Here is a 23,598-nt window from a genome sequence, read left to right as displayed (position 1 = left end):
GGTCAGGAAAGTGGGGGAGGCTGATAGCCGAATCCGCTCTCGATTGCGGCAGCTACGGTGAGGACCAGTTCGTCGTGGAAGGGGCGCCCGGCGATCTGTACGCCGATAGGAAGTCCGTTGTCTGAGCGGCCGACGGGCACAACGGCAGCCGGACCGCCGAGCAGATTGAACCACTGCGTGTAGCGCATGGTGTCGAGGTATGGCACCTCGCGGTTTTCGACCAGCCAAGAGCGTTCGCCGTGCCGAAAGGCCGGAATGGAGCAGACCGGCAACAAAAGCAGTGGAAACTCCTGCATCTCCTCCAGAAGCTGGCTTCGTACGAGGTCGCTTTCCGCCCATGCTTTCAGGAGAGATTCCGCGGTCAAAGGCGATTCTGCCGCGGCGATATCAAGAAAGCCTTGGAATGTAGGGCTAAGCTCGCTCTCGCGCCCGGCGATGGTGGACGCGTAAAACATGGCTCCGCATTGAACGAAGAAGATATGCCATAGCCTGCGTGCTGCCTCCAGCGCCGAGGGACGAAAGTGAGCCACCTTGAAACCCTGACGCTCGAGCGCAGCAGCGGCGTCGCGGACGGCGCGTCGAGTTTCCGGTGTGACCGGCACAAGCCCATCGTCTTCAAACCAGCCAATACGGGCCTGCTTCGCCTCGGCCGGAGATATCTCTCGCAAGCCGACTGGAGCGCCCGCTGGATCGATAGAAGACTGACCGGAGACCGCCTGAAAGAGCAGTTTCACATCGGCGATGGTGCGGGCCATAGGTCCGATTGCGCCGAGAAACGAAAACGGCCCAACACACGGCGGCAGATGTCCCAGAGAGGGGACGCGCGCGGAGGTAGGTTTGAGAGCGCAGATGCCGCTGAAGTGTGCTGGCTCGCGCACAGAGCCGCCACTGTCACTGCCGAGTCCGCCCGCCGATAGTCCGGCTGCAATGGCGGCTGCCTCGCCGCCGCTGGAGCCGCCAGCGGTGCGCGTCAGATCCCAGGGATTGTTAGTCTTTCCATAGAGCAGATTGTCTGTCTCATAGGCCATTAGAAACTCGGGACAATTCGTAGTCCCTAGAATGACGGCACCGGCGCGACGCAATCGCGCAACAGCTTCGGCGTCTTGGTTCGGAATATCTCCGCGCTGAAGCAGGCTGCCGATTTCGCATTTGTAGCCTTTCACTGCGATCGAGGCCTTGACTGTCAGGGGTAATCCGGCGAGTTGCCCGCTGCCCACGTGGCTGGCCTGCTCTCTCGCGCGCTCCGCATCGAAATCGACCAAGGCCTTGAGGGTTGGATTCAGCCGCTCGATGCGAGCAATGTGCTCATTCACTAATTCGAGAGGAGAAATTTTCTTTTGACGCAAGAGAACCAGCTGTTCGACAGCCGGAAGGAGGGCCACGCTCATAGAATCAATTATAGAAAGGCCAAAAGCGGCACTATTTCGTTTTAACAATGATGCAGAATACTTTTCGAGAGTGGGCGCAATTTCTTGATCGACCCGCGATATCCATAGATACCAAAGCAATTGAGACAGCGACGAAAGGCCGGCGCGTTCTCATTACCGGCGCGGGCGGATCGATTGGCTCGGCGTTAGCGATGCAGTGTGGGCAGCTTCCGATCGAGCATCTGATCGTGCTCGATTCTTCAGAGAAAGGAATCTTCGATCTGGATGATGGCCTGCGGGGAGTTTCGCGCACGTGTGTTGTTGGCGACATTTGCGACGAGCCACTGTTGAACGAAATATTTTCAGATCATCGGCCTCAAATCGTCTTCCACGCGGCAGCCTGCAAGCATGTTCCGCTTATGGAGCAGAATCCATTTACGGCGGCGCGTACGAACGCCATCGGGACGTGCAGTGTGGCCAAAACCGCATCACGTCATGGCTCTGAGCAGTTGATTCTGCTGTCGACGGATAAGGCTGTGGATGCAGCGAGCATCATGGGCGCGACCAAGAGAATGGCCGAACTTATCGTTCTCGCCAATGGTAGTGACACGCGGACGAAGGCGGTGCGCCTTGGCAATGTGCTGGGCACATCGGGCAGCGTGGTTCCTCAATTTCTGAAGCAGATGGAAGGTGGATGCGCTCTGACTGTTACGCATCCAGAGGCTGCGCGGTATTTTCTGGCGCTGGACGAAGCTGTTTCACTGCTACTTTCTGCGTTGCTTCATGAGGAAAGGGCAGCGGTGCTTATTTCAGAAGCAGGAACGGCGCGGCACATTGCAGAACTGGCGCGATTTCTGATCGAACGGGAAGGCTCGGCAAGCGGGATCGAGTTTACTGAACTTCGTTCCGGCGACAAACTGCGGGAAGAGATGATCTCCGCCAGAGAATTAGTTGTGGAAACCTTTGAAGGCCCACTGCGGAAAGTGAGCAGCCCGGCTCTTTCTGGGGAGAAGATAAACGCCATCATCGAGCAGACGTCCGCGTCCATAGTAAAGCGTGATCTTAAAGGCCTGCTGCGGGCAGTTTCAGCAGCGGTTCCGGAATACCAACCTGGTCCAAAGCTTTTATCGCAATTGAAGATTGCGGCTGGGGAGTGCCGATGAAGCGGACGATCGCGGTGGTTACCACGTCACGCGCCGACTACAGCCACCTCTACTGGCCTTTGAAGGAGCTGCAGGCGCATCCGAATGTGGATTTGAAAGTGATCGTAATGGCCTCACACCTCTCGCCTGAGTTTGGAAGCACGGTGCGTGAGATTGAAGCGGATGGCTTTCCGATTGCGGCAAAGCTGGAATGCCTGCTCAGTTCGGACACGGATGTGGGCATGGCCAAGAGCATCGGTATGGGCGTGCTTTCTCTTGCTGATGCGCTCGGCCAAATGCGGCCCGATCTGCTGCTGCTGATTGCTGACAGATACGAGATGCTGGCGCCTGCGTCGGTGGCGCTTGCGTTGCGTATCCCCATAGCGCATATCGAAGGCGGCGAGATCAGCGAGGGAGCGATTGACGATGCTGTGCGCAACGCGCTCACGAAGATGAGCCACATTCATTTCACGTCGACGGAAACCGCTCGTGAGCGCGTGATCAGCATGGGAGAAGAGCCGTGGCGCGTGCATCATGCTGGTGCGCCTTCACTCGATCACATGCGACGCAGCCAGTTGTTATCGAAGGAGGAATTGGAACAGAAGCTGGGCCTCGATCTCGATACGTCTACGGTTCTGATTGCGTATCATCCGGTGACGATTCTGCGCGATACGACACGCGAAGCGGAGGCACTGTTTACGGCGCTCGGGCAGATCGACGAACAGCTTCTATTTTGCTATCCCAATGCGGATGCAGGCAGCCGCGAACTGATTGAGCGTACGCAGGCTTTTCTAAAAATGCGGGGCCACGGACGGCTTTTTGTGAATCTGCCTGCGGTGACGTATTGGAGCCTGCTCAAGCATGTGAGGGTGATGGTGGGCAATTCGAGCAGCGGCATTATGGAGACAGGATCGTTTGCATTGCCGACGGTGAATGTGGGCATACGGCAGCAGGGAAGAGAACGTGCGGCGAACGTGCTCGACACCGAAGCTGAAGCGGAGTGCATCCTGAAGAAGATTATCGAGGCCAGAAGAGAGAGTTTCCGGCGATCGCTTGAGGGTATGGCGAATCCATATGGCGACGGGCATGGCGCAGAGCGCATCGTAAACGTCCTAGCGAATCTTCCGGCGGCGGAGACCTTGCTTCTGAAGCGCGGTGTGGCTTCGGGAGGCGCATGAATCCATTCGGCCGGTATAGCTGGTTGCCCGGAATTCGGGTATCTGCGCTACACTTTACCGTTGCGGCACGGTGAGCGCGTGGCGCAGCGGCAGATATTCTGCGAAAATTAGTGGTGAAGTGTGTGGCTTCGGGGCTGTCGCCGGAATCCTGCAGTAAACCGTTTTCCTTTACTGCGGACCCTGAATTTCCAAGATGAATCTGAGCCTCGCATACTCCAGAGAAATGAATCCTATGGCTATGAAACTGGCAATTCCCGCCCAGGCGGACTTTACGGAAGAAGTTGCGGAATGGATTGAGGCCTTCGATCAGATTGTTGTCGAAGAAGGCCCGGAGCAGGCGGCAGAGCTGATGGAGGTCCTCCGGCAGCGAGCACGCGAAGCAGGCGTGAATACCCCCGGCGAAATCAGAACTCCCTACCTCAATACCATCCCCAAACATGATGAAGTGCCGTACCCTGGCGATCGCCAGATGGAGCGCCGCCTCGAGAGTCTGCTTCGCTGGAATGCGATGGCGATGGTGCATGGCCAGAACAAGAAAGATGCCGGCATTGGCGGCCATATTTCGACGTATTCGTCGCTGGCTACGCTGCTCGAAGTGGGCTTTAACCATTTCTTCCATGCGAGCTATGGCGATCAGCCGGGCGACTTTATTTATTTTCAGGGCCATGCTTCGCCGGGCGTGTATGCGCGCGCTTATCTTGAAGGCCGCCTGACCGACGATCATCTCAAGAATTTCCGCCATGAGCTGCGGGACAAGCCGGGACTTTCGTCGTATCCGCACCCCTGGCTGATGCCGCATTTCTGGCGTTTCCCGACGGTTTCGATGGGAATTGGACCGTTGAATGCGATTTATCAGGCGCGGTTCATGCGCTATCTCGAAAACCGGAGCCTGATTGAGAAGACGCCGCGCAAGGTTTGGGCGTTTGTTGGCGATGGCGAGACGGATGAGGTCGATACACTCGGCGCGATCACTGTGGCATCGCGCGAGAAGCTCGACAATCTGGTGTTCGTCATTAACTGCAACCTGCAGCGTCTTGACGGGCCGGTGCGCGGTAATAAGCGCATCATCGATGAGCTCGAAGGAGTTTTCCGCGGCGCGGGCTGGAATGTTATTAAGGTGGTCTGGGGTTCGGATTGGGATGCGCTGTTTGAGCGCGACCATAAAGGCCTGCTGCTGAAGCGCATGGAAGAGTGCGTCGATGGCGAGTACCAGGCATTCAAGGCCAAGGGGGGTGCCTATCTGCGACGGGAGTTCTTCGGCAAATATCCAGAGCTGTTGGAGCTGGTCGCTGACATGACCGATGAACAGCTGGCGCGGTTGCATCGCGGCGGCCACGACCCGGTGAAGATTTACAACGCTTACAAACGGGCGACTGAGCACCGCGGTGGCCCGACGGTGATTCTGGCAAAGACGGTCAAGGGTTACGGCATGGGCACGACGGAAGCCCGCAACGCAGCGCATCAGGAAAAGAAGATGACCGACGAGGCGCTGACGACATTTGTGAAGCGCTTCGATATTCCTGTGCCGGAAGAGGCGGCCAAGCACGGCACGCCGTACAAGCCTGCCGATGATGCGCCGGAGATCCAGTATCTGCATGAGCGCCGCAAGGCCCTTGGCGGATACATGCCCAAGCGCGAGACGCCGGAGCTGAAGTTCAAGGCGCCAGAGCTAGATTATTACAGCGAATGGACCGCTGGATCGAAAGGCCGCGCCGTATCGACGACGATGGGCTTTGTCAGCATTCTGCGGCATCTGCTCAAGGACCCGGAATTCGGTAAGCTGGTAGTGCCGATCGTTCCTGATGAAGGCCGCACATTCGGTCTTGAGTCGGCGATTCGGCAGGTTGGCATCTACGCGGCGGAAGGACAGAAGTATAAGCCGCACGATCTGGACATGCTGCTTTACTACCGCGAAGAGCAGGATGGGCAGATTCTGGAAGAGGGAATTACGGAAGCCGGTTCGATGGCTTCATTCACTGCGGCTGGAACTGCGTATTCAAATTATCGTGTGCCTGCGATTCCGTTCTACATGTACTACTCGATGTTCGGCTTCCAGCGGATCGGTGACATGGTCTGGGCCTTCGCGGATTCGCGTGGCAAAGGCTTCCTGATGGGCGGCACCGCCGGACGCACCACCATGCTCGGCGAGGGTCTGCAGCACCAGGATGGTCACAGCCATGTGCTGGCGAGCACCGTGCCTACCTGCGTGAGTTACGATCCTGCATTCGTTTACGAGCTGGCGGTCATTCTTCAGGACGGCATTCGCCGCATGTATCAGGAGAATGAATCGGTCTTCTACTACATCACCATGTACAACGAAGACTACCCCATGCCGGAGATGTCCGAGGGCGTGCGCGAAGGCATCCTGCGCGGCATTTATAAGTTCAAGGGCGCGATCAAGGGCAAAGCCGATGCGCAGCTCTTTGGCAGCGGTCCAATCCTGAACGAGACGGTGCGCGCGCAGCAGATTCTTGCTGAGAAGTATGGCGTGCAGACCGATGTGTGGAGCGTGACCAGCTACAACGAGTTGCGCCGCGAAGCACTTTCGATCGAACGCTGGAACCGGCTGCATCCGGCAGAAGCGGAGAAGACGCCGTATATCATGCAGGCTCTCAAGGGCACGAAGGGTCCCATCATCGCCGCGTCGGACTACATGAAAGTCATTGCCGATCAGCTTTCACCGTGGCTTACAAACCGCCTGGTGACGCTGGGTACGGATGGCTTTGGGCGCAGCGATAACCGCGAGCATCTTCGCAGCCACTTTGAGGTCAACGCCGAGTCCATTGTCGCGGCAACGCTCTCAAAGCTGGCACGCGACGGCAAATTCGACGCCAAGCGTGCGCAGAAGGCATTTGAAGAGCTTGCGCTTGACACAGAAAAAGTAGACGCGGCGAAGGCGTAAGATTTATCCCGTGATGACGTCATTCTGACGACCGAAGGGAGGGGAATCTCAAATCAAGATGGTTTGAGATTCTTCGCCTGTGACTCAGAGTGACGTTTTACTTTTATATCGAGGGACTACGCTCTTCGATATATTTCTCGATCACTTCATCGAGAATTCCTTTTGCTTCAAGGATGAACTCAACGGCATCACGCGCTGCGCCATGGCCGCCGGTGCTCTGTGTAATGTAATGCGCTGCTTGTTTGACCTGCTTGCGCGCGTTGGCAACGGCGACGGCTAATCCGCAGACGCGCATCACTGGCAGGTCGATCACGTCATCGCCAACGTAGGCAATTTCGTCGAGCGTGATGGATTCCTTTTCCATGATTTCGCGCACTGCTTTCAGCTTGAATTCCTGGCCAAGGTAGACGTATTCGAGCCGCAGGTCACGAGCGCGCAGAGCCACCGCTTCAGAAATGCGCTTGGTGATGATGCCGCACTTCATTCCACCGAGCCGCGCGAGGGAAACCCCGGAGCCATCTTGCGCGTTAAAGCCCTTCGCTTCGATCATGGTGGCCGAGTGGATGGCGAAACCGCCTTTTGCTTCCATCTCCTGAGCATGGGCCGCGGTGGAAAGATTTGCCGCCGGCGCTGGAAAGAGCCAGATGCCGCCATCGGTCAAAACACCGTCAACATCGAAAAGAATCAGCCTGATACGTCGCGCGCGTTCTTCCGCCGACAAATTATGCGTGGTCATATTCGCATTGTAGCGATCACCTTCGGGCGAAGAAGAGACGAAAGCGGCGTTAGAATATGCAAATGGAATCGTTGTCTGTTCCCGCGAGTCTTGCCTGGGCGCACCCGGTGGTGCAGGAGTGGTTTGTACGCCGTTTCGGCACTCCCACCGAACCGCAGGAACAGGGCTGGCCGCATATTCTCGATGGAAAGCCGGTTCTTATTTCCGCGCCAACCGGATCCGGCAAGACGCTCGCCGCTTTTCTCATCTGCATCGATCAGATTATTCGCAAGGCGCTCGAGGGCGGGCTCGGTTCTGAAACAGAAGTGGTTTACGTCTCGCCGCTCAAGGCGCTTTCAAATGACGTGCAGAAGAATCTGGAAATGCCGCTCAAGGAGATTCAGCAACTTGCGCTGGAACGAGGCTATCTTTCTCCACAGATTCGCACCGCCGTCCGTACCGGCGATACGCTGCCTGCCGAACGCCAGCGCATGCTCAAGCAGCCGCCGCATATCCTCGTCACTACGCCTGAGTCGCTTTACATTCTGCTGACGGCAGAAAAGAGCCGTAACAATCTGCGCCATGTGCGGACTGTGATTGTCGATGAAATTCACGCCATGGCAGACGACAAGCGGGGTGCGCACCTGGCTCTGACATTGGAACGATTGGATGCGCTGGTATGCGGCGAGAATCGGCTCTGCGTCGGTGATTGGGTCACGGCACACGGCACGCCGCCGCAGCGCATTGGATTGTCGGCTACACAGAATCCTATCGAGCTGGTCGGCGATTTTCTGCGTGGCGGTCTTGAGCATCCGGTTGAGATTGTGCAGGTCGGGCAGCGCCGCAAGCTTGATGTAGCCATCGAAATTCCGGCTGAGGAGCTGGGCGCGGTCGCAAGCAATGCGATATGGGACAGCATCTACCAGCGTCTGGCGCAGCTTGCGCTGGAACATCGCTCCACGCTGGTCTTTGTAAACACGCGCAAGCTGGTCGAGCGTCTGGCGTTTCGTCTCAGCGAATTGCTGGGCGAGGAAAACGTCGCTGCGCATCACGGCAGCCTCTCGCGCAAGCTACGCCTGGAGTCAGAGAGAAAGTTAAAGCAGGGTGAGATTCGCATACTGGTGGCGACCGCCTCCCTTGAACTCGGAATCGATATCGGCAATGTCGACCTGGTCTGCCAGATCAATTCGCCGCGCGCGATTGCTGTTGCCATGCAGCGGGTGGGGCGCGCCGGTCACTGGCGCGGCGCAATTCCGAAAGGTCGCTTCTTCGCCACCACGCGCGATGACCTGATGGAGCAGGCCGCGCTCATTCGCGCCATGCGGTCTGGCGTGCTTGATAAGCTCGAAATTCCATCGAAGCCCACGGACGTTCTGATGCAGCAGATTGTTGCTGCCTGTGCCGCCGAGCCGTGGGAAGAGGCCGCGCTTTTCAAAGTATTCCGTCGCGCCCAGCCATATCGCGATCTGACGCAAGAGGAATTTGAGGAATCGCTGTGTCTGCTCACGGATGGCATCGAGGCAAGCCGCGGACGGTACGGTTCCTATCTGCTGCGCGATCGTGTGCATGGCCGCATTCAGGCGCGCCGCGGAGCACGAACGACTGCCATATCGAATGGCGGCGCCATCCCGGACACTGCGCTGTTTGCCGTCATCGCAGAGCCGGAAGGCGTACAAATCGCGACGCTGGATGAAGATTTCGCTGTCGAGTCCTCTGCCGGCGACATCATCCTTCTCGGCAACACAAGCTGGCGCATTCAGCGGGTGGAAAGCGCCGGACGCGTGCTGGTGGAAGATGCGCACGGGCAGCCGCCGACGGTGCCGTTCTGGCGCGGCGAAGCGCCGCAACGCACGATCGAGTTGTCACAATTTATTTCCGAGTTGCGCCAAGAGCTGGACAGTCGCACGCAGAATGTTCTGCCCGGTTACATCAGTCAGTCGAATCCTGAGATCGCAGAAACGGCTGCGTGGCTCAAAGAAGAGTGCGGGCTATGCGATTCCGGCGCAGAGCAACTGATTGGCTACATAGCTGCGGGCCGCGCCATTCTGGGTACGGTGCCGACGCTGACGACGATTGTTGCCGAGCGCTTTTTTGATGAAGGCGGAGGCATGCAACTGGTCCTTCACGCGCCGTTTGGCGGACGCATCAATAAGGCATGGGGATTGGCGCTGCGCAAGCGCTTCTGCCGTGGCTTCAATTTTGAGTTACAGGCTGCAGCAACTGATAATGGCTTGAACATCTCGCTGGCAGAACAGCACAGCTTTCCACTGAGCGATGTCTTTCAATTCCTCACGCAACAGACCGTGACCGAATTGCTGCAGCAGGCTTCGCTGACCTCGCCGATTTTCAAAGCTCGCTGGAAGTGGGATGCGGGCCGCAGCCTGCAGCTATTGCGCTTCAGGAATGGAAAGAAAATTCCGCCCCAAATTCAGCGCACACGCGCCGACGATCTGCTGGCAAGCGTTTTTCCGCAGGTCGCTGCCTGCCAGGAGAATATCGAAGGCGATATTGAGATTCCCAATCATCCGCTCGTACGCGAAGTGATGAAAGATGTGCTGGGCGAGGCGATGGATCTTGAAGGATTGAAGCAGGTGCTCGTCGGCATGCACTCGGGAAAAATTCGATGCGTGGCGGTCGATACGGCAACGCCTTCGCATTTCGCGCACGAGATGCTGAATGCGAATCCGTATGCGTTTCTTGACGACGCTCCGCTGGAAGAGCGCCGTGCCCGTGCTGTGAGCCTGCGCGGCGTGCTGCCGGATAGTCTGCTTGGCGATGCGGGAAGACTGTCGCCCGAAGCCATTGCGGCCATCCGCGAAGAGATATGGCCCGATATCCGCGACGAACACGAGCTGCATGATCTGCTGTGCGCGCTCGTGCTGGTGCCCGCAGATCTTTTGGCTCATCCCTTTGCGCGCGACTGGGATATCTTCTTTTCGCGGCTTGAATCGCAGGGTCGAGCTGCTCTCGCGATGGTGGGCGAGCGCGCTTATCTCTGCGCGGCGGAGCGGGCGGAGTGGCTGCGTCGCCTCTGGCCGGAAACACATATCGCCGATGCTTTGCCATTTGTATCTGTAGCGATTACAGATACAGATGAGATTGTGCGCAAGACTATTCAAGGCTGGATGGCAATTCTTGGCCCCGTGTCTTCGCGCTCACTTGGCGATAAACTCGGTGTCGCTCCACGAGAAGTCTGGAAGCAAATGCTTCGCCTGGAAATGACAGGGACGATTCTGCGCGGCGTGTTTGAAGGCTATGGCAGTGCACCTGCTGATGAAGATGTTGAGTGGTGCGAACGCCGGCTTCTGCAGCGTATTCATAAGAGAACACTGGTCGCGCTGCGCAAGCAGGTCGAACCGGTTACGCCTTCAGTCTTTATGCAGTGGCTGCTGCGATGGCAGCACGTTGCCCCCAACACGCAGCTTTCGGGTGAGGCTGGATTGCTTGAAGCTCTGCGTGGCCTCGAAGGTTTCGAAGCGCCGGCGATCGAGTGGGAGCGGTCGATACTGCCGCAGCGCGTTGCGGGATACGATCCGCGATGGCTCGATGCGCTTTGTCTTTCCGGCGTGGTCGGATGGGGGCGCATTTCGCCGCATCCCGCTTTCCATTCTATTGAGTCGGGAGGGCCGCGGCGCGTAGTACCTACCAGCATGGCTCCTGTTTCTTTTTTTGTGCGCGAAGAAGCGTTGTGGATGGACCTGTGCCTCTCTGAACGGAAGATTCCGGAGACGTGTCTTACCGTCTGTCTTAGCGAACTGGCCGGGCGTGTCCGTAGCCTGCTGTCTTCGGGAGGCGCGATGTTTGCGGGCGATATGGTGCGAATGCTGGGTGTTCCGGCCGCCGAGCTTGACCTGGCGCTTTGGGAATTGGTGGCGGCAGGGCTTGTTACGGCGGATGGCTTCGACAGCCTGCGCATGCTGATCGATCCACGCCGCAAGCAGACCTCCGGTACACGCGGACGGGCTAAGCAGGCGGCGGGCCGCTGGAGCCTCTTCCGCGCTCTTCAGGAACAATCGGGCGCTGAAGCCATTCTCCGTCGTGAGGCTGAAATCGAATCGGCGTGCAGGATGCTGCTTGCCCGGTATGGCGTGGTCTTCCGCGATCTTCTTGAGCACGAGACGACTGTTTCGCGTTGGCGGGAATTGCTGGGCATTTTCCGGCGCATGGAAGCTCGTGGCGAGGTTCGCGGCGGGCGCTTCGTCTCCGGCTTTGGCGGCGAACAGTTCGCGCTGCCGCAGGCGCTCGATTCGTTGCGCGAAGCTCGCAGGGGCGGCTTAAGAATGGAGTCCGTTACGGTAGCGGCTGCCGATCCGCTGAACCTGGTTGGGACAGTAATTCCCGGTGATCGAACTGCTGCTGTCGCCGGAAACCGGGTGACGCTGGATGAGACAGTGCTTACGCCGCTCAAGGGCTCGTCGGTTGATCCGGAGGCCGAGCGGGATCGGCTGGTATCGTTGTTGCCGCTGTCTCTGGCAGAATCAGGTTATGGGCAACAGCCTCCCACCGCCTGATTCCTGCGAGCCGCTTGTCGAAGGCGAAGATTTCTACATGGACGGGCCGTACCTGGTCTTCACCGAGGCCTACCACCGCAGGCGCGGTTACTGCTGCCAGTCGGGCTGCCGCCATTGCCCGTGGCGCGAGCATCCGGTCGAGGATTGCGAGAAAAAGTAGTTGTTCAAGGGAAGTGAGAGGGCGAAGACGCGGCAAAAGAAAAAGGCCGGAGATTCTCCGGCCTTTTGTCGTAAGTCTAAGAAATCAAGCGGTTTTCTTCACGGAAACAGCCTTCACGCGAGCAGCAAGACGGCTCTTGTAGCGCGAAGCGGTGTTGTCGTGGAGTACGCCCTTCTGTACGCTCTTGTCGAGGGCGGAGACGGTCTGCTTGAACTGCTCATTGACGGCAGTAACGTCGCCCTTGGCGATGGCGTCGCGCAGGAGGCGCAGGCTACCGCGGATGCGGCTCTTGTTGGCGCGGTTCACCGCAGTCTTTCTCTCGGTCTGACGGGCGCGCTTCAACGATGAAACATGGTTTGCCATGGTGAATCCTTAACTTTCCTTTGGGAATGGGATGCAGGCAGAAGAGACACACTAGCCACATCCCCCACAAAGTATAAGTGTATGGGTTTTTGAGGATTTAGGCAAGCTTTCGCATGGGGGAATCAGTGCTTGATCGCGGCCAGAATTTCTTTCTGATTCGCCAGGATTTCCGTCTGATTTGTGAGAATGTTTTTTTGATTCGACAGGATCTCGTCCAGCGTTTTCTGATTCTGCTTGATGGTTTCCTGATTATCGAGGATGGTTTTCTGATTTTCGAGAATGGTGGTTTGGTTCTTCAAAATCTCGTCGTCGGCCATGTGGTCTCCTAGAATTTAATTCGAACGCCTGATCTTTAAGCCACCGGCATGCGCCTTTTGCTCTGATTCAGGACCGGCAACATCGTAACGCAAAGGAATAGTTCCAACAAACCGGAATTTCATCCTTCCAAAGCCAACGTCGCCTTAGCTCCGGTTTCATGTTCTGTATCCGTATGATTTGGGTCATGGAGCATGTCTTTACCTTGTGCGACGAAATTGTGGTGCGAGCTCCCATCGATCGCTGCTTCCTGCTTTCGACAAGTCTGGCAATCGTCGAGATGGAACTGGGTATGCATCCGGTAAAAGGGCGTACGTCAGGGCTTGTGCTTCGGGGGGATACGGTGCGGTGGGAGGGCTGGCAACTGGGCATACCGCAATTCCATGAAAGCCTGATCGAACCGTTTGAGCCTCCTGTGTTTTTCCGCGACAGCATGATTGCTGGACGCTTCGCCAGCTTTGAGCACGATCATCATTTTGAGGATCGGGGCGATGGCACAGTACTACTTCAGGACGAAGTGCGTTTCAGCATGCCGTTCGGGTTTGCCGGACGCATGGTTGGCCGGGGTTTTCTCGTACCGCACATTCGCGGCCTTTTGCGGAGGCGCTTTGTATTACTGAAGCGAATCGCAGAAGGTGAAGAATGGCAGCAATATTTGCAGTGAGTAATCTTCGCGGATGCTCCTTGAACTCAGGCTATATCGTTCGCTTTATCGCGCAGAAGGGCATTTTCCTTTTCCAGCGCTTCAAGGCGGAGGCGCATGGGTTCGAGGATCGTGGCCAACTCTTCCTGTGTGTAGCGCGGCGTGATGTGCTGCGGACAGTTCCAGTCGAAGGCTTCGACGTGGATCAATATGGCGCGTTCGGCGGGCGTTTTTTCTTCCGGCACGCGCAGCGTCTCGATCAGTTCTTTCGCCGATGCGTCGTCCTCGTGAAATTCTGCGTGGCCAAGGATTTTGAGTCTGCTTTGCGACGGGTAATCCATCAGGAAGAGGGCGATGCGGTCGTCGTGCTGTAGGTTTCCGAGGCTGATGTACTGCTTGTTGCCGCGCAGGTCGGCGAAGCCAAGAGTCTGCTCATCGAGCATGCGCAAAAAGCCCTTGGAGCCACCGCGGTATTGGATATAGGGCCAGCCGGATTCGCTGACTGACGCCATATAGAAGCCGTCGCGTGTGCGAATGAACTCCTGCTCATCGGGGCCGAGTTCGCTGCCTGCAATGATGGACTGCTCGACACGCTCGTACTGTCGCCGGCTGCCATGCTTCTTCTGCTGTTCTTTGACGAGCGGAGTAAAGGCGATTTCGGCGAAGCGTCGGCCCATGGATTCCCCCTGACTTATATTCTCCGGGTTATTAAGGATTCCAGGATATGCGCATCGGATTCACCAATCATTGGGGCCGGTGCTTCGCTCAGGATGGTGACAGCTACAAAAGCGAAGGGGCGATTTCCCTTGCGGGATCTCGCCCCTTCATTTTCCGATTTTTAGAAGCTCTGGTTCGGCTTCCAGATCACAACCGATTCTCACTTCGGACCTGTTCGAGGCCTGCGAACCTTGCGGCCCGCGCTCCCCGTACTTGCCGTTGCTCCGTCTGCTGTGAGAGCTTTCTTAGATCCATCCGAGAGCCTTCAGTTGCCTGATTGCCCTGTGAGTTCCGTTGCCGGATCTCGCGATAGCTCCTTGTCTTCTCTCTCCTTCTGGAAGATCTCTCTTCCGTTGAAATGAAGCATACTCCCGCTCAAAAAGAATGCAAGAGGGTCTGAGAAATTTTGTGCTGTGGAAATGGCGTATTTATTGTGGAAATAAAGCTACTCTGTTTTGTTCAACATGCAACATTTTGTTGCGTGTTGAAGTTGGTTTCATTCGCTTCATTCAGGATGGCAAAGAAGTACCCTTTGCTCTTCTGACTTGATAGAGCAGTAGCATGCCAAAGAGTTCCATTGCCCAGATCCAAAGCAGGATGTGATCGAAACGGCTTATCCTCGTCTCGGCTTTGATGAGGCTTTGTCCGGCAACTAAAAATTGTCCTGAAGCAGCGGGTTCGCCAACGAGCGCAACGCGAATTCCCGACTCAGGCTGCCATGTGACTTTATAGAGGCCGCTGTCGCGCATACGCTTGAAGATACCGCGCGGAGGCTGTGGCAGCGCTCCATGCAATGTGGCATTGGCGGAGACGACGTCTCCTTGAGCGTTGTAAATAGCGGTAAAAGGCGACTGTGATTCCAGCCACGCGGGGCTGGCGATCTCGGCTGGAGCGGCAGCCTGCAGGATGGTCGCTTCTTCGATGGAAGAAGCGTGCGCTTTAAGACTGGAGACGATTTGCTGAGGCGCTCGATCTGCGCCACGACGCAAAATCTGTTGATGGAAGACAGATACCGCGACGAGAGAGAAAGTGAGCAGCATAGTGATGACTGCCATCGACGGCACCGAGGTCGTGGCAGTCCGCAGATGTTCCCGCGTGGCACCAACGATGCCATCGATGGCAAGAGAGAGAGAGAACAGCAGCGGCGATCTGGATTCGCTGTAGGAGAGTTGCGCTGCTTCCAGCATTTCCGGGGCGTAGCGCCGGCGAAATTTACCCGGATAAAGATGGAGTTCGATGCGATAGAGCGAGAGTACGATGCGTTCCGAGAGCTTCATGCTTTTGCCTCCGACGCCTTGATCCCTTTGCGACGCGCCAGTTGGATAGCGCGCTCAAGCCTCTGCGTTTCTGCCATGATGACGCGTTTTCCCAGAGCAGTAAGCGCATAGTAGCGGCGTCGCTCATCTTCGGATATGCCGGTTTCGCGCACCAGGCCGCTGGCCAGTAGACGGTCAATAGAGCCGTAGAGGGTGCCCGGGCCCATGGTCGTGTGCTGGCGCGCCTCCTGCATGATGGCGTAACCGTGCTTTTCGCCGTCAACAAGCGCAAGCAGAATAGCGAAGACGGCTGGGGTGAGCGGCAGATGCTTTTCCGGCGATGCCGAAGCAGTCGACGACATGTCGGAAATATATATCTGTAGCGGATATATCGTCAACGGATATTTTAACGAAAATGTAAATAGCCCCAGCGATCAGGTACATGCATGTTGATGACACCCTGCGGCGACCAGACCCAGTTGTCTTCCTTCGGGTTACCTGACTTCCATTCGACGCGGCTGAAGTTGATACGCCATGTTGTTCCTGGCTGCGGCTGCGGCACCGTCTGGCGAGAGTTGAAGGCCGTAAGTGGATAAGCGATTTCGAGCGTCCATCCTTTGTCGGTGTCGCCTGAATTGTTGAGCGTTCCCTGTACGGCGACGGCGGTTTTGAGGCCGAGGATGTCCCAGCTGTTATCGGCTTTGCCATTCTGGTTGTAAGGCTTATTAAGGAAGAGGTCCCAGCCGGTGTTGAGTGCGTTCATTTCGAACTCATAGTAGCTTTCCGTCTCGGGGAGCGGCTTGATGAAAACCTCGAAGTCATTGTCGTGGAATATGACGGAGTCGTGCTGGGTGAGAGTGCCGGTGACATTCGGCTCTTCAAGCTCGGCTGCGATATAGAGATACTTGTCGTCGTAGAGCATCTTCATTCGTGTATGGAAGCGCGGCGTGGGCTTGGCTGATCCTTCAATGTCGACGAAGTCGGAGCTCCATGGCGCGCTGTTCCATGCAGGATCGTCCAGATCTCCGTCGATCACGATCGGCGTTGTTGTGCGATGGCAGTCATAGGAGAGTGGCTTCGGCTCTTGTGCGGGAGCTGTAAGAGTGAAGATTATTGCGAGCGCGAGGAGAGGAAATGGTCGGAGCATCTTGTGGCTATTGTATGCAGCTTTCCAACTTCGAAGTTCATGCAGTCTTGCGATTGATTACGCACTCCGCTCAGGATGGCGAAAGATTAAAAGCCCGACTTTTCTGATCATCAAAGAAGTTAACATCCTTCCCACGCCGTCGAGATTGTTCCGGGAGCACCTCATCGTCTCTCTGGAGTAAGCTGGTAGCCGTGAGATTGCCGGATCTCCAGATCACACCAATTCGGGAGAAACGAAAATGCAGGGAATGATGGAACGTACGCCTTCGATGCAGCGATGTATGGATGACTGCTCCATGTGCATGTCGATGTGCATGGAAACCATGATGATGAGTGTTAAGAAGGGCTCCATGACGATGGAGATGATGTGCATGATGGAAGACTGCATGGATATGTGTCAGATGGCTATGCGTTGCATGATGCGCATGTCGCCGATGTGCGGCAAAGTGTGTTCGATGTGCGCAGAGATGTGCATGAGTTGTGCAGCCATGTGCGAGCAGATGGCAGGCAAAGACGAGATGATGATGCGTTGCGCAGAAATGTGCAGGAGATGCGCCGAATCCTGCAAGATGATGAGCAAGGAAATGATGGCCGCCTGAGCTTTCAGTCTACTGGCGTAGGTAAATTCAAGCCTGGGCAGGTGCCGGCCTACCCAGGCTGACAGCTGGCGGATGTATCGCCTAAGACGAGACAGCCCAGCCAGGCTGTTCCACAGAAAAAGCAGTAGGCGAAGCGCTGCGCTGTGCAGGCCGAAGAGGCTGGCCGCCGTCGAAGACTTCGAATGTCCGCAACACTTCACCCCCACAGGATGAGCAGACAGCCCCCAATTCAGGCGAAATTACGCCACGCATGCAGATGCCGCAAAATGTCTCGGCCGTCGAGGGAGACTTCCACCCCAGGCGAGTGACGGAGCGTGTGCGGCTGGTAATAACTGCGTAGCGTTGTGACTTCATGTTCAGGTCCTTCCGTTTCGTGTGTAGGATGTGCAAAAACAAAGCGGCCCACGATATGCTCGTGGGCCGCTCTTTTGAGAACTTTTACGCTAGTTGATTGCGATGATCAGCAGCATAGTCCTCCGCGCCCACGTGGATGGCAACACATACACATCGAACACATCGGGCTGAAGGTGCTGAACTGCATGCTTTAAAAGTAAGCTCGATGGCTGAGGATTGCAAGAACGATCGCGGACCCAGCATGTCAGGCTATCGACCCATAGAATCTCTCGTCCATATCCGAAGACATCGAATAATTTGAGTAAGTCGCTCAAATAAAGCGACATAACTCTCCTGGATTTTCGCCTATCCGCGCAGGCTGGCTGGCGGAGGCTCGACGGCCGCTAGCTCCTTGTACGAGGCTTCCGGAAGCTCGAGACCCGCAGCTGCAATATTTTCTTCAAGATGCTCTGCAGACGATGTTCCGGGGATGGGGATGATGACCTTCGATCGCTTGAGCAGCCATGCCAGAGCCACCTGAAGCGGTGTTGCCTTCAGTTCCGTGGCCACTTTCTCGACAACTTCGTGGGCTTTCTTTGCCTGACCAAGAGGGGCCCATGGCAGGAAGGCAAGGTTGTTCTGCTCGCAATATTCGACGATGTAGTCCGATTCGCGGTCAGCGAAGCTGTAGCGGTTCTGGATAGAGACGATGGGGACGATCTTGCGGGCGCGCTCGATATGCTCGCGAGTGACGTTTGAGAGGCCGACATGGCGAATCTTGCCCTGTTCGCGCAGCTTGGCGAGTGTCTCGACGGAGGCCTCGAACGAAACAGCATTGTCGGGAGCGTGCAACTGGTGAACATCAATGCGGTCCACGCGGAGGCGTTTGAGGCTTCCTTCGAGTGCCTCCGTAAGGTGTTTAGGACTGGCATTGTGGGTCCACTGGCCGGGACCGGGGCGCTCCCATCCACCCTTGGTGGCGATGACGAAGCCGGCCGGGTAGGGATAAAGGGCTTCGGCGATGAGTTCCTCGGAGGTTGCGGGGCCATAGGAATCAGCCGTGTCCATGAAGTTCACACCGAGTTCGACGGCGCGGCGGAGTGTGGCGAGCGCCGCAGCTTTATCTTTCGGCGGTCCCCAGATGCCGGGGCCGGTGATGCGCATCGCCCCATAGCCCAGGCGGTTAACGGTGAGGTCGCCACCAATGGTGAAAGTTCCGGCGGCTGCGGCGGAGATGGCTTGGGTCTGCGGCATTTGTTGCTCCTTTTCCTTGAGACGCTTCACTTGTGTAGATGAGAAATGCGAGCCTTGCGACTCTCACTGCCTTCGCTCAGGACGACAAGTTGCAAGGTTTTCCGGGAACAGAGGGAATCGTTGTCGTCGGTTCTCCATTCTAAAATGAAGTCTCAGACATGGAGGAGTGGACGATGGCTACCGGAAAATTGTTGCTGCTGGCGGGCGATTACGTTGAGGATTACGAGATCATGGTGCCGTTTCAGGCGCTGCAGATGGTCGGACACACCGTGCATGCAGTCTGTCCGGACAAGAAGGCTGGTCAGATTGTGCGTACGGCGATCCACGATTTTGAAGGCGACCAGACCTATTCGGAGAAGCGCGGGCATAATTTTGCGTTGAATGCGACGTTTGCAGATATCAATGTCGAGGATTATGACGGGCTGGTGATTCCGGGCGGCCGGGCGCCGGAATATCTTCGGCTGAACGAGAAAGTGTTGGAAATTGTGCGGTATTTTGCCGATGAGAAGAAGCCGATAGCGGCAATATGCCACGCGGCACAGTTGCTGGCTGCGGCAGGTGTCGTCAAGGGGCGGCGGGTGAGTGCCTATCCGGCCTGTGCTCCTGAGGTACAGTTGGCGGGCGGGGAATACGTCGAGGTGGCGATGACCGATGCCATCGTGGACGGCAACCTCGTGAGTGGGCCGGCGTGGCCTGCGCATCCGGCATGGCTGGCAAAGTTTCAAGCGGTACTACAGACCTATCTGGCGGCAAAGTTGCAGCCTGTGGGAGCGGCAAAGTAAATTTCAGGCGCAATAGAACCTTGCAGGGAACCACTTCGATACGGCTTTGCCATAATTTTATGGAATGGGCATTGACGCGGGGCCGGAGCGGCGCTACTCTGACCCCATAAACGGCATAGATTTGGTGCAAATGGCCAATCCGTTGCTTTCCTCACCGCATCCAATAGGTGTGGTGGCAACTACGCTGTTTCCTGTCGTCCCCCCATCTCCGTCAACCCAATTACACATGGTGGCTGTGTCTGCAGCCTGCCTGGGAGGTCATTTCTCCGCTTGATGAAAAAAGCGCTGGAAATCACGCCGAATCTTGAGCCCCTGTTCGGGACCCGCGATGAAAACCTGAGACTCATGGAGGATGCTCTCCATGTGCGTATCGACCTCAAATCAGATGCTTTGCATGTGGAAGGCTCGCAGGAGAGCCTTGCTCGCGTGGAACGCGTCTTCAGCGACTATGAGTACCTGCGCCGTAATGGAGCGAACCTGCACAACGGGGAACTCCATGGGATGCTGAAGCTTGTGGTGGCAGATCCGGCGGTGACGCTGCGCAGTCTTGCTGAAAGCGGCAAGCAGCGCTCAGCGGGCATCAAGCGCATGGTGCAGCCGCGCTCGCTCAACCAGCGACATTATGTCGAGGCGATTGAACAGACGGACATGGTTTTCGGGATCGGGCCGGCCGGTACCGGGAAGACGTATCTTGCCGTGGCGATGGCAGCGGCTGCGCTTCTGGCAAAGAAAGTCAGCAGAATCGTGCTGGTGCGTCCGGCGGTGGAAGCAGGCGAGCGGCTCGGTTTTCTTCCTGGTAGCTTGCAGGAGAAGGTCGATCCATATCTGCGTCCCCTCTATGACGCGCTATATGACTTGCTGGAGCCGGAGCGTGTGGACAAGATGCTGGAGCGGAACGTGATTGAAGTGGCACCGCTGGCCTTTATGCGCGGGCGCACGCTCAACGACGCCTTCATCATCATGGACGAGGCTCAGAACACGACCAGCGAGCAGATGAAGATGTTGCTCACGCGTCTTGGAAACAACGCCAAAGCGGTCATTACAGGCGACGTAACTCAGATCGATCTGCCGAATCCGCGAAAGTCCGGACTGGTGGAAGCGATGAATATCCTCGATGGCGTGGATGGAATTCGCTTTATTCGATTTGAAGACGGCGATGTAGTGCGACACCACTTGGTGCAGCGCATCATTCGTGCCTATGACGGCTTCGGCCGGGCGCAGCAGGAGCTTCCGCTCTCGATGCCGGAAACGGACGAAGCGAGACCTGTCGCCAAACCTCAATAGTAGAACTTGATACCATCAAAGAGAGGAGGACTCAAGTGTCCTCCTCGTTTTGCATGATCGTGACTGACCCAGACTCCGCGACTTCGTCTCATCACTCCGCTTTGAACATGCGCGAACTGCGCGGCTTTCTGTCGAAAGCTATATCGGCGGCCAAACTGCGCGGAGAGGTGTCGGTACTGCTGGGAACAGACAAAACCGTCCGCGAGCTAAACAGGGATTATCGAGGCAAGAATAAGGCGACTGACGTGCTGTCTTTCCCGGTGGATGCGGAACATCCCAGCGCGGCGAAGAAGCAGGCGGGGGATCTGGCGATCTCGCTTGACACTGCGCATAAGCAGGCAGAAGAGCACGGTCATCCCTTGCAGGTAGAAGTGAAGATATTGATGCTGCATGGATTGCTGCATCTTTCGGGTTACGACCACGAAACGGACGACGGCGAGATGGCCGACAAGGAAAACGAATTGCGAAAGCAGCTTGGATTGCCGGTGGGTCTGATTCAACGCAGCAGTGCCAAAATAGCGAAGAATAGTGCGGTGAAAAAAGCCCGGAGCCGCGCGCAATGAACGTGGAAGCTGCCATATTCATCTTTCTCCTGCTGGTGGTATTAACGCTGGCGTCCTATGTCGACCGGCTCTACTCCGAGATGGGGAAATTTCTTTCCCGCGAGTTCCAGGAAAATATCGACGCATGGGAACAGCTTGTAGAACCAAGGCTGGGTCTGAACCGCGAGCACGTGATGCTATCGGCTGCAGTGCTGTCGCAATTGGCGTTGGCATGCCTGACGCTGATTTTCGGCATGCTGCTTTTTGACCGCCCGTCCATTACGGATCGCCCCACACTCGGCGAGATCGGGCAGGCCGTTCTGGGCGTAGTGCTGGTCATCGTCATCTTTAACCGCCTGCTGCCCTTTGTTTTCTTCACGCGCACCCGCGGATTGTGGGTGGCGCGTACGCGCTGGCTGCTGCGGTCTCTGTTTTACCTGGTGTTGCCGGTAACACTGTTCCTCGGATTCTTGCTTTCGATTGCAGCCCTGGCGGAGTCGCCAAAACCGGAAGAAGAAGACTCGACAGCAGAGGCAGTCGACGCGCTGATCGAAGCTGGCGAAGAAGAAGGAATCATCGAAGAGGGCGACCGGGAACTCGTGCGTTCGGCGGTCGAATTCGGCGACAAGGTGGTGCGCGAGGTGATGACGCCGCGTCCGGAGGTAATTGCCATTCCGGGTTCAGCGACGCTCGAAGAATTGCTGCTTCTGATCGAAAAGCACCCGGTATCGCGCGTGCCCGTCTACGAGGGTACGCTGGATCACATTTCCGGTATCGCATTTGCGCATGATTTGCTGCGAGTGTCTGACGAAGCTGCGCGCACACGCACAGTTGCGAGTATCCAGCGGGTTGCCGCCTTTGTGCCCGAAACGAAGAAGGTAAATGAATTGCTTCGCGAGATGCAGCGCGAGAAACAGCACATGCGCATCGTCATCGACGAATACGGCGGCGTTGCAGGACTGGTGACGATTGAAGACTTGCTTGAAGAGATCGTCGGTTCCATTGCGGATGAGCACGAAGAGGATGAGCTCGAAACTCCTAAGCGCGATGCAGATGGGGCATGGCTGGTACCGGGAAATCTCGAACTTGAGCGGCTGGAAGACCTATTCGGTGACCACTGGGAACGGCCCGAGGACTATGAAGCAACAACAGTTGCCGGCCTGGTAAGCGAGGTTGCCGGCAGAATTCCCATGCAGGGCGAAGTCATTGAAGAAGATGGCCTGCGCTTTGAGGTGCTCGCGTCAACAGACAGGCGCATTGAGAGTCTGCGCGTTTCACGCAGAGAGGAGCACATCCCTACGATTTAGCCTTGCGTAGGCCGATGACCGCTGCGATCGAGAGCAATGTAATGACCGCGATGATGGTCTGCGAGATGACGCAATAAAGGCACCAGATCTGCAGGATGCGTGCTTCAATATTTGTGAGATAAAGTGCGAAGGCCAGACCAACGATAGAAGCAGCCAGCGTCAGCCAATAACGGCGGGTAAGTGCAAAGAGTGCGATGGCTGCGTAGCCCACGATGCCGATTGCGGCCACAGGAATTCCGTGGATGACCGAATAGCGGCTGTGATTGACGATGCCGCAATCCCAGTGCGCGTTGATGTCGCATGGTGGCGCGTCCATGGAGTAGTGGATACGAAGCGCAAGGGTAGAAGCTACGATTCCAGCGATAGCGAGCAGCGCGATGAGATAACGCATAGAAGTTAGTTCCAGTCTAATATCTGGACGCGCCCTGCTGGGCGACGCGATAGAATTTAAGAGAATGAGAGTTTTTATGTCACGAGCGTTTTTTGCATGGATGGGCGCAGCAGCCCTGATTGTTTCAGCGGCCCATGGGCAGAGCGGTTTGAAGCCTCCGCCGGGAGCGAAGGTGGCGATGATTGAGTTTTCCGATCTTGAATGTCCGAGCTGCGCGCACGAGAACCCGGTGCTGAAAGACGCCGCGGCGAAATACCACATTCCGTGGGAACGGCATGACTTTCCCATTCAGTATCATCGCTGGAGCACGCAGGCGGCAGTGAATGCCCGCTGGTTCGATACGAAATCCGAGAAGCTGGGCGGCGATTACCGCGATGCCGTCTTCGCTAACCAGGCGAGCATTGAAACACCGGACGATCTGCGCAACTTTACCGATAAATTTGCCAAGGATCATGGCATGGCGATGCCGTTTGCCGTCGACCCGCAAGGCAAGCTGGCGGCCGAGGTGAAGGCGGATTATGACTTGGGTATCAGGCTTGGCGTGCACCAGACGCCCACCGTGTGGGTAGTGACTGACAAACACGGAGTCACGAATGCTACGCAGGTCTCTGACTTCAATAAGCTGTATTCGATGCTTGACGAAGCCGTGGAAGAAACAGGCGGCAATACGAAACAGGCGAGGAAGTAACTT

The 23,598-nt window shown here is 56.7% G+C and carries 24 protein-coding genes; 12 read left to right on the top strand and 12 right to left on the bottom strand.

Going from position 1 to position 23,598, the window contains the following annotated elements:
• Nucleotides 1-2: 2 nt before the first annotated feature.
• The gene (locus tag GSQ86_RS02480; protein ID WP_158748377.1) at nt 3-1,388 is read right to left on the bottom strand and encodes an amidase; all 1,386 of its coding nucleotides are present in this window, start codon (nt 1,386-1,388) and stop codon (nt 3-5) included.
• Nucleotides 1,389-1,435: 47 nt separating this feature from the next.
• Here GSQ86_RS02480 and GSQ86_RS02475 point away from each other — a divergent pair, with 47 nt between their 5' ends.
• From GSQ86_RS02475 to aceE, 3 genes are all read left to right on the top strand, one after another.
• A complete protein-coding gene (locus tag GSQ86_RS02475; RefSeq protein ID WP_158748376.1) occupies nt 1,436-2,530 on the top strand; it encodes a polysaccharide biosynthesis protein in 1,095 nt (364 codons plus the stop codon).
• Complete coding sequence (gene neuC, locus GSQ86_RS02470; protein ID WP_158748375.1) at nt 2,527-3,687, top strand: UDP-N-acetylglucosamine 2-epimerase; 1,161 nt, start codon at nt 2,527-2,529, stop codon at nt 3,685-3,687. Before GSQ86_RS02475 ends, neuC begins: the two co-directional genes overlap by 4 nt.
• A 232-nt stretch (nt 3,688-3,919) precedes the next feature.
• Nucleotides 3,920-6,589: a pyruvate dehydrogenase (acetyl-transferring), homodimeric type gene (aceE, locus tag GSQ86_RS02465; protein WP_158748374.1), complete on the top strand. Its 2,670-nt coding sequence runs from the start codon at nt 3,920-3,922 to the stop codon at nt 6,587-6,589.
• Nucleotides 6,590-6,692: 103 nt separating this feature from the next.
• On the opposite strand, the gene GSQ86_RS02460 is transcribed toward aceE, so the two are convergent.
• Nucleotides 6,693-7,325: an HAD family hydrolase gene (locus GSQ86_RS02460; protein WP_158748373.1), complete on the bottom strand. Its 633-nt coding sequence runs from the start codon at nt 7,323-7,325 to the stop codon at nt 6,693-6,695.
• Nucleotides 7,326-7,387: 62 nt separating this feature from the next.
• Between GSQ86_RS02460 and GSQ86_RS02455 the strand changes: the two genes are divergently transcribed.
• Nucleotides 7,388-11,815, top strand: a complete 4,428-nt coding sequence (locus GSQ86_RS02455; RefSeq protein ID WP_158748372.1) for a DEAD/DEAH box helicase — start codon at nt 7,388-7,390, stop codon at nt 11,813-11,815.
• Nucleotides 11,790-11,975 (top strand): DUF5522 domain-containing protein, encoded by a 186-nt coding sequence (locus GSQ86_RS02450; protein WP_158748371.1) that lies wholly within the window; start codon nt 11,790-11,792, stop codon nt 11,973-11,975. The genes GSQ86_RS02455 and GSQ86_RS02450 overlap by 26 nt, the downstream gene beginning before the upstream one ends.
• Nucleotides 11,976-12,059: 84 nt before the next feature.
• On the opposite strand, the gene rpsT is transcribed toward GSQ86_RS02450, so the two are convergent.
• Both rpsT and GSQ86_RS02440 read right to left on the bottom strand, forming a co-directional pair.
• Complete coding sequence (gene rpsT / locus GSQ86_RS02445) at nt 12,060-12,338, bottom strand: 30S ribosomal protein S20 (RefSeq protein ID WP_158748370.1); 279 nt, start codon at nt 12,336-12,338, stop codon at nt 12,060-12,062.
• Nucleotides 12,339-12,460: 122 nt separating this feature from the next.
• A complete protein-coding gene (locus GSQ86_RS02440; protein WP_158748369.1) occupies nt 12,461-12,655 on the bottom strand; it encodes a hypothetical protein in 195 nt (64 codons plus the stop codon).
• Nucleotides 12,656-12,858: 203 nt separating this feature from the next.
• On the opposite strand from GSQ86_RS02440, the gene GSQ86_RS02435 reads away from it, so the two are divergent.
• A complete protein-coding gene (locus tag GSQ86_RS02435; RefSeq protein ID WP_254062087.1) occupies nt 12,859-13,317 on the top strand; it encodes a hypothetical protein in 459 nt (152 codons plus the stop codon).
• Between the two features lie 26 nt (nt 13,318-13,343).
• On the opposite strand, the gene GSQ86_RS02430 is transcribed toward GSQ86_RS02435, so the two are convergent.
• The 5 genes from GSQ86_RS02430 to GSQ86_RS02410 all read right to left on the bottom strand — a co-directional run bounded on the left by GSQ86_RS02430 (nt 13,344) and on the right by GSQ86_RS02410 (nt 16,788).
• On the bottom strand, nt 13,344-13,973 hold the full coding sequence (locus GSQ86_RS02430; RefSeq protein WP_158748368.1) for a pyridoxamine 5'-phosphate oxidase family protein: 630 nt from the start codon (nt 13,971-13,973) through the stop codon (nt 13,344-13,346).
• Nucleotides 13,974-14,522: 549 nt separating this feature from the next.
• Entirely contained in the window at nt 14,523-15,290 is a 768-nt protein-coding gene (locus tag GSQ86_RS02425; RefSeq protein ID WP_158748367.1) for a hypothetical protein, read from the bottom strand.
• Nucleotides 15,287-15,631: a PadR family transcriptional regulator gene (locus GSQ86_RS02420; RefSeq protein WP_158748366.1), complete on the bottom strand. Its 345-nt coding sequence runs from the start codon at nt 15,629-15,631 to the stop codon at nt 15,287-15,289. The genes GSQ86_RS02425 and GSQ86_RS02420 overlap by 4 nt, the downstream gene beginning before the upstream one ends.
• 44 nt (nt 15,632-15,675) lie before the next feature.
• Nucleotides 15,676-16,416, bottom strand: a complete 741-nt coding sequence (locus tag GSQ86_RS02415) for a carbohydrate-binding family 9-like protein (RefSeq protein WP_158748365.1) — start codon at nt 16,414-16,416, stop codon at nt 15,676-15,678.
• Between the two features lie 213 nt (nt 16,417-16,629).
• Nucleotides 16,630-16,788, bottom strand: a complete 159-nt coding sequence (locus tag GSQ86_RS02410) for a hypothetical protein (RefSeq protein WP_158748364.1) — start codon at nt 16,786-16,788, stop codon at nt 16,630-16,632.
• Here GSQ86_RS02410 and GSQ86_RS02405 point away from each other — a divergent pair.
• Nucleotides 16,783-17,076 (top strand): hypothetical protein, encoded by a 294-nt coding sequence (locus GSQ86_RS02405; RefSeq protein ID WP_158748363.1) that lies wholly within the window; start codon nt 16,783-16,785, stop codon nt 17,074-17,076. The two genes, GSQ86_RS02410 and GSQ86_RS02405, sit on opposite strands and share 6 nt — an antisense overlap.
• Before the next feature lie 19 nt (nt 17,077-17,095).
• Here the strand turns inward: GSQ86_RS02405 and GSQ86_RS02400 are convergent, their stop codons facing one another.
• Nucleotides 17,096-17,368 carry a hypothetical protein gene (locus GSQ86_RS02400; RefSeq protein WP_158748362.1) on the bottom strand — a complete coding sequence of 91 codons (273 nt, stop codon included), beginning with the start codon at nt 17,366-17,368 and terminating at the stop codon, nt 17,096-17,098.
• A gap of 345 nt (nt 17,369-17,713) precedes the next feature.
• The gene (locus GSQ86_RS02395; RefSeq protein WP_158748361.1) at nt 17,714-18,601 is read right to left on the bottom strand and encodes an aldo/keto reductase; all 888 of its coding nucleotides are present in this window, start codon (nt 18,599-18,601) and stop codon (nt 17,714-17,716) included.
• A 173-nt stretch (nt 18,602-18,774) separates the two neighbouring features.
• Here GSQ86_RS02395 and GSQ86_RS02390 point away from each other — a divergent pair, with 173 nt between their 5' ends.
• The 4 genes from GSQ86_RS02390 to GSQ86_RS02375 all read left to right on the top strand — a co-directional run bounded on the left by GSQ86_RS02390 (nt 18,775) and on the right by GSQ86_RS02375 (nt 22,516).
• On the top strand, nt 18,775-19,383 hold the full coding sequence (locus GSQ86_RS02390; RefSeq protein WP_158748360.1) for a DJ-1/PfpI family protein: 609 nt from the start codon (nt 18,775-18,777) through the stop codon (nt 19,381-19,383).
• Between the two features lie 270 nt (nt 19,384-19,653).
• Nucleotides 19,654-20,667 carry a PhoH family protein gene (locus GSQ86_RS02385; protein WP_158748359.1) on the top strand — a complete coding sequence of 338 codons (1,014 nt, stop codon included), beginning with the start codon at nt 19,654-19,656 and terminating at the stop codon, nt 20,665-20,667.
• 35 nt (nt 20,668-20,702) lie between these two features.
• A complete protein-coding gene (gene ybeY, locus GSQ86_RS02380; protein ID WP_254062086.1) occupies nt 20,703-21,230 on the top strand; it encodes an rRNA maturation RNase YbeY in 528 nt (175 codons plus the stop codon).
• Entirely contained in the window at nt 21,227-22,516 is a 1,290-nt protein-coding gene (locus GSQ86_RS02375; RefSeq protein WP_158748358.1) for a hemolysin family protein, read from the top strand. The genes ybeY and GSQ86_RS02375 overlap by 4 nt, the downstream gene beginning before the upstream one ends.
• Here GSQ86_RS02375 and GSQ86_RS02370 read toward each other — a convergent pair.
• Nucleotides 22,506-22,907, bottom strand: a complete 402-nt coding sequence (locus GSQ86_RS02370; protein WP_158748357.1) for a vitamin K epoxide reductase family protein — start codon at nt 22,905-22,907, stop codon at nt 22,506-22,508. The genes GSQ86_RS02375 and GSQ86_RS02370 overlap by 11 nt on opposite strands.
• A gap of 76 nt (nt 22,908-22,983) precedes the next feature.
• On the opposite strand from GSQ86_RS02370, the gene GSQ86_RS02365 reads away from it, so the two are divergent.
• Nucleotides 22,984-23,595 carry a thioredoxin domain-containing protein gene (locus GSQ86_RS02365; RefSeq protein WP_254062085.1) on the top strand — a complete coding sequence of 204 codons (612 nt, stop codon included), beginning with the start codon at nt 22,984-22,986 and terminating at the stop codon, nt 23,593-23,595.
• The last annotated feature ends 3 nt before the right edge of the window (nt 23,596-23,598 follow it).

This window comes from Acidobacterium sp. S8, from assembly GCF_009765985.1.
Classification (GTDB): domain Bacteria; phylum Acidobacteriota; class Terriglobia; order Terriglobales; family Acidobacteriaceae; genus Alloacidobacterium.
Note: the sequence above shows the minus strand (reverse complement) of the source record. Positions and strands in the feature narration are given on the sequence as shown.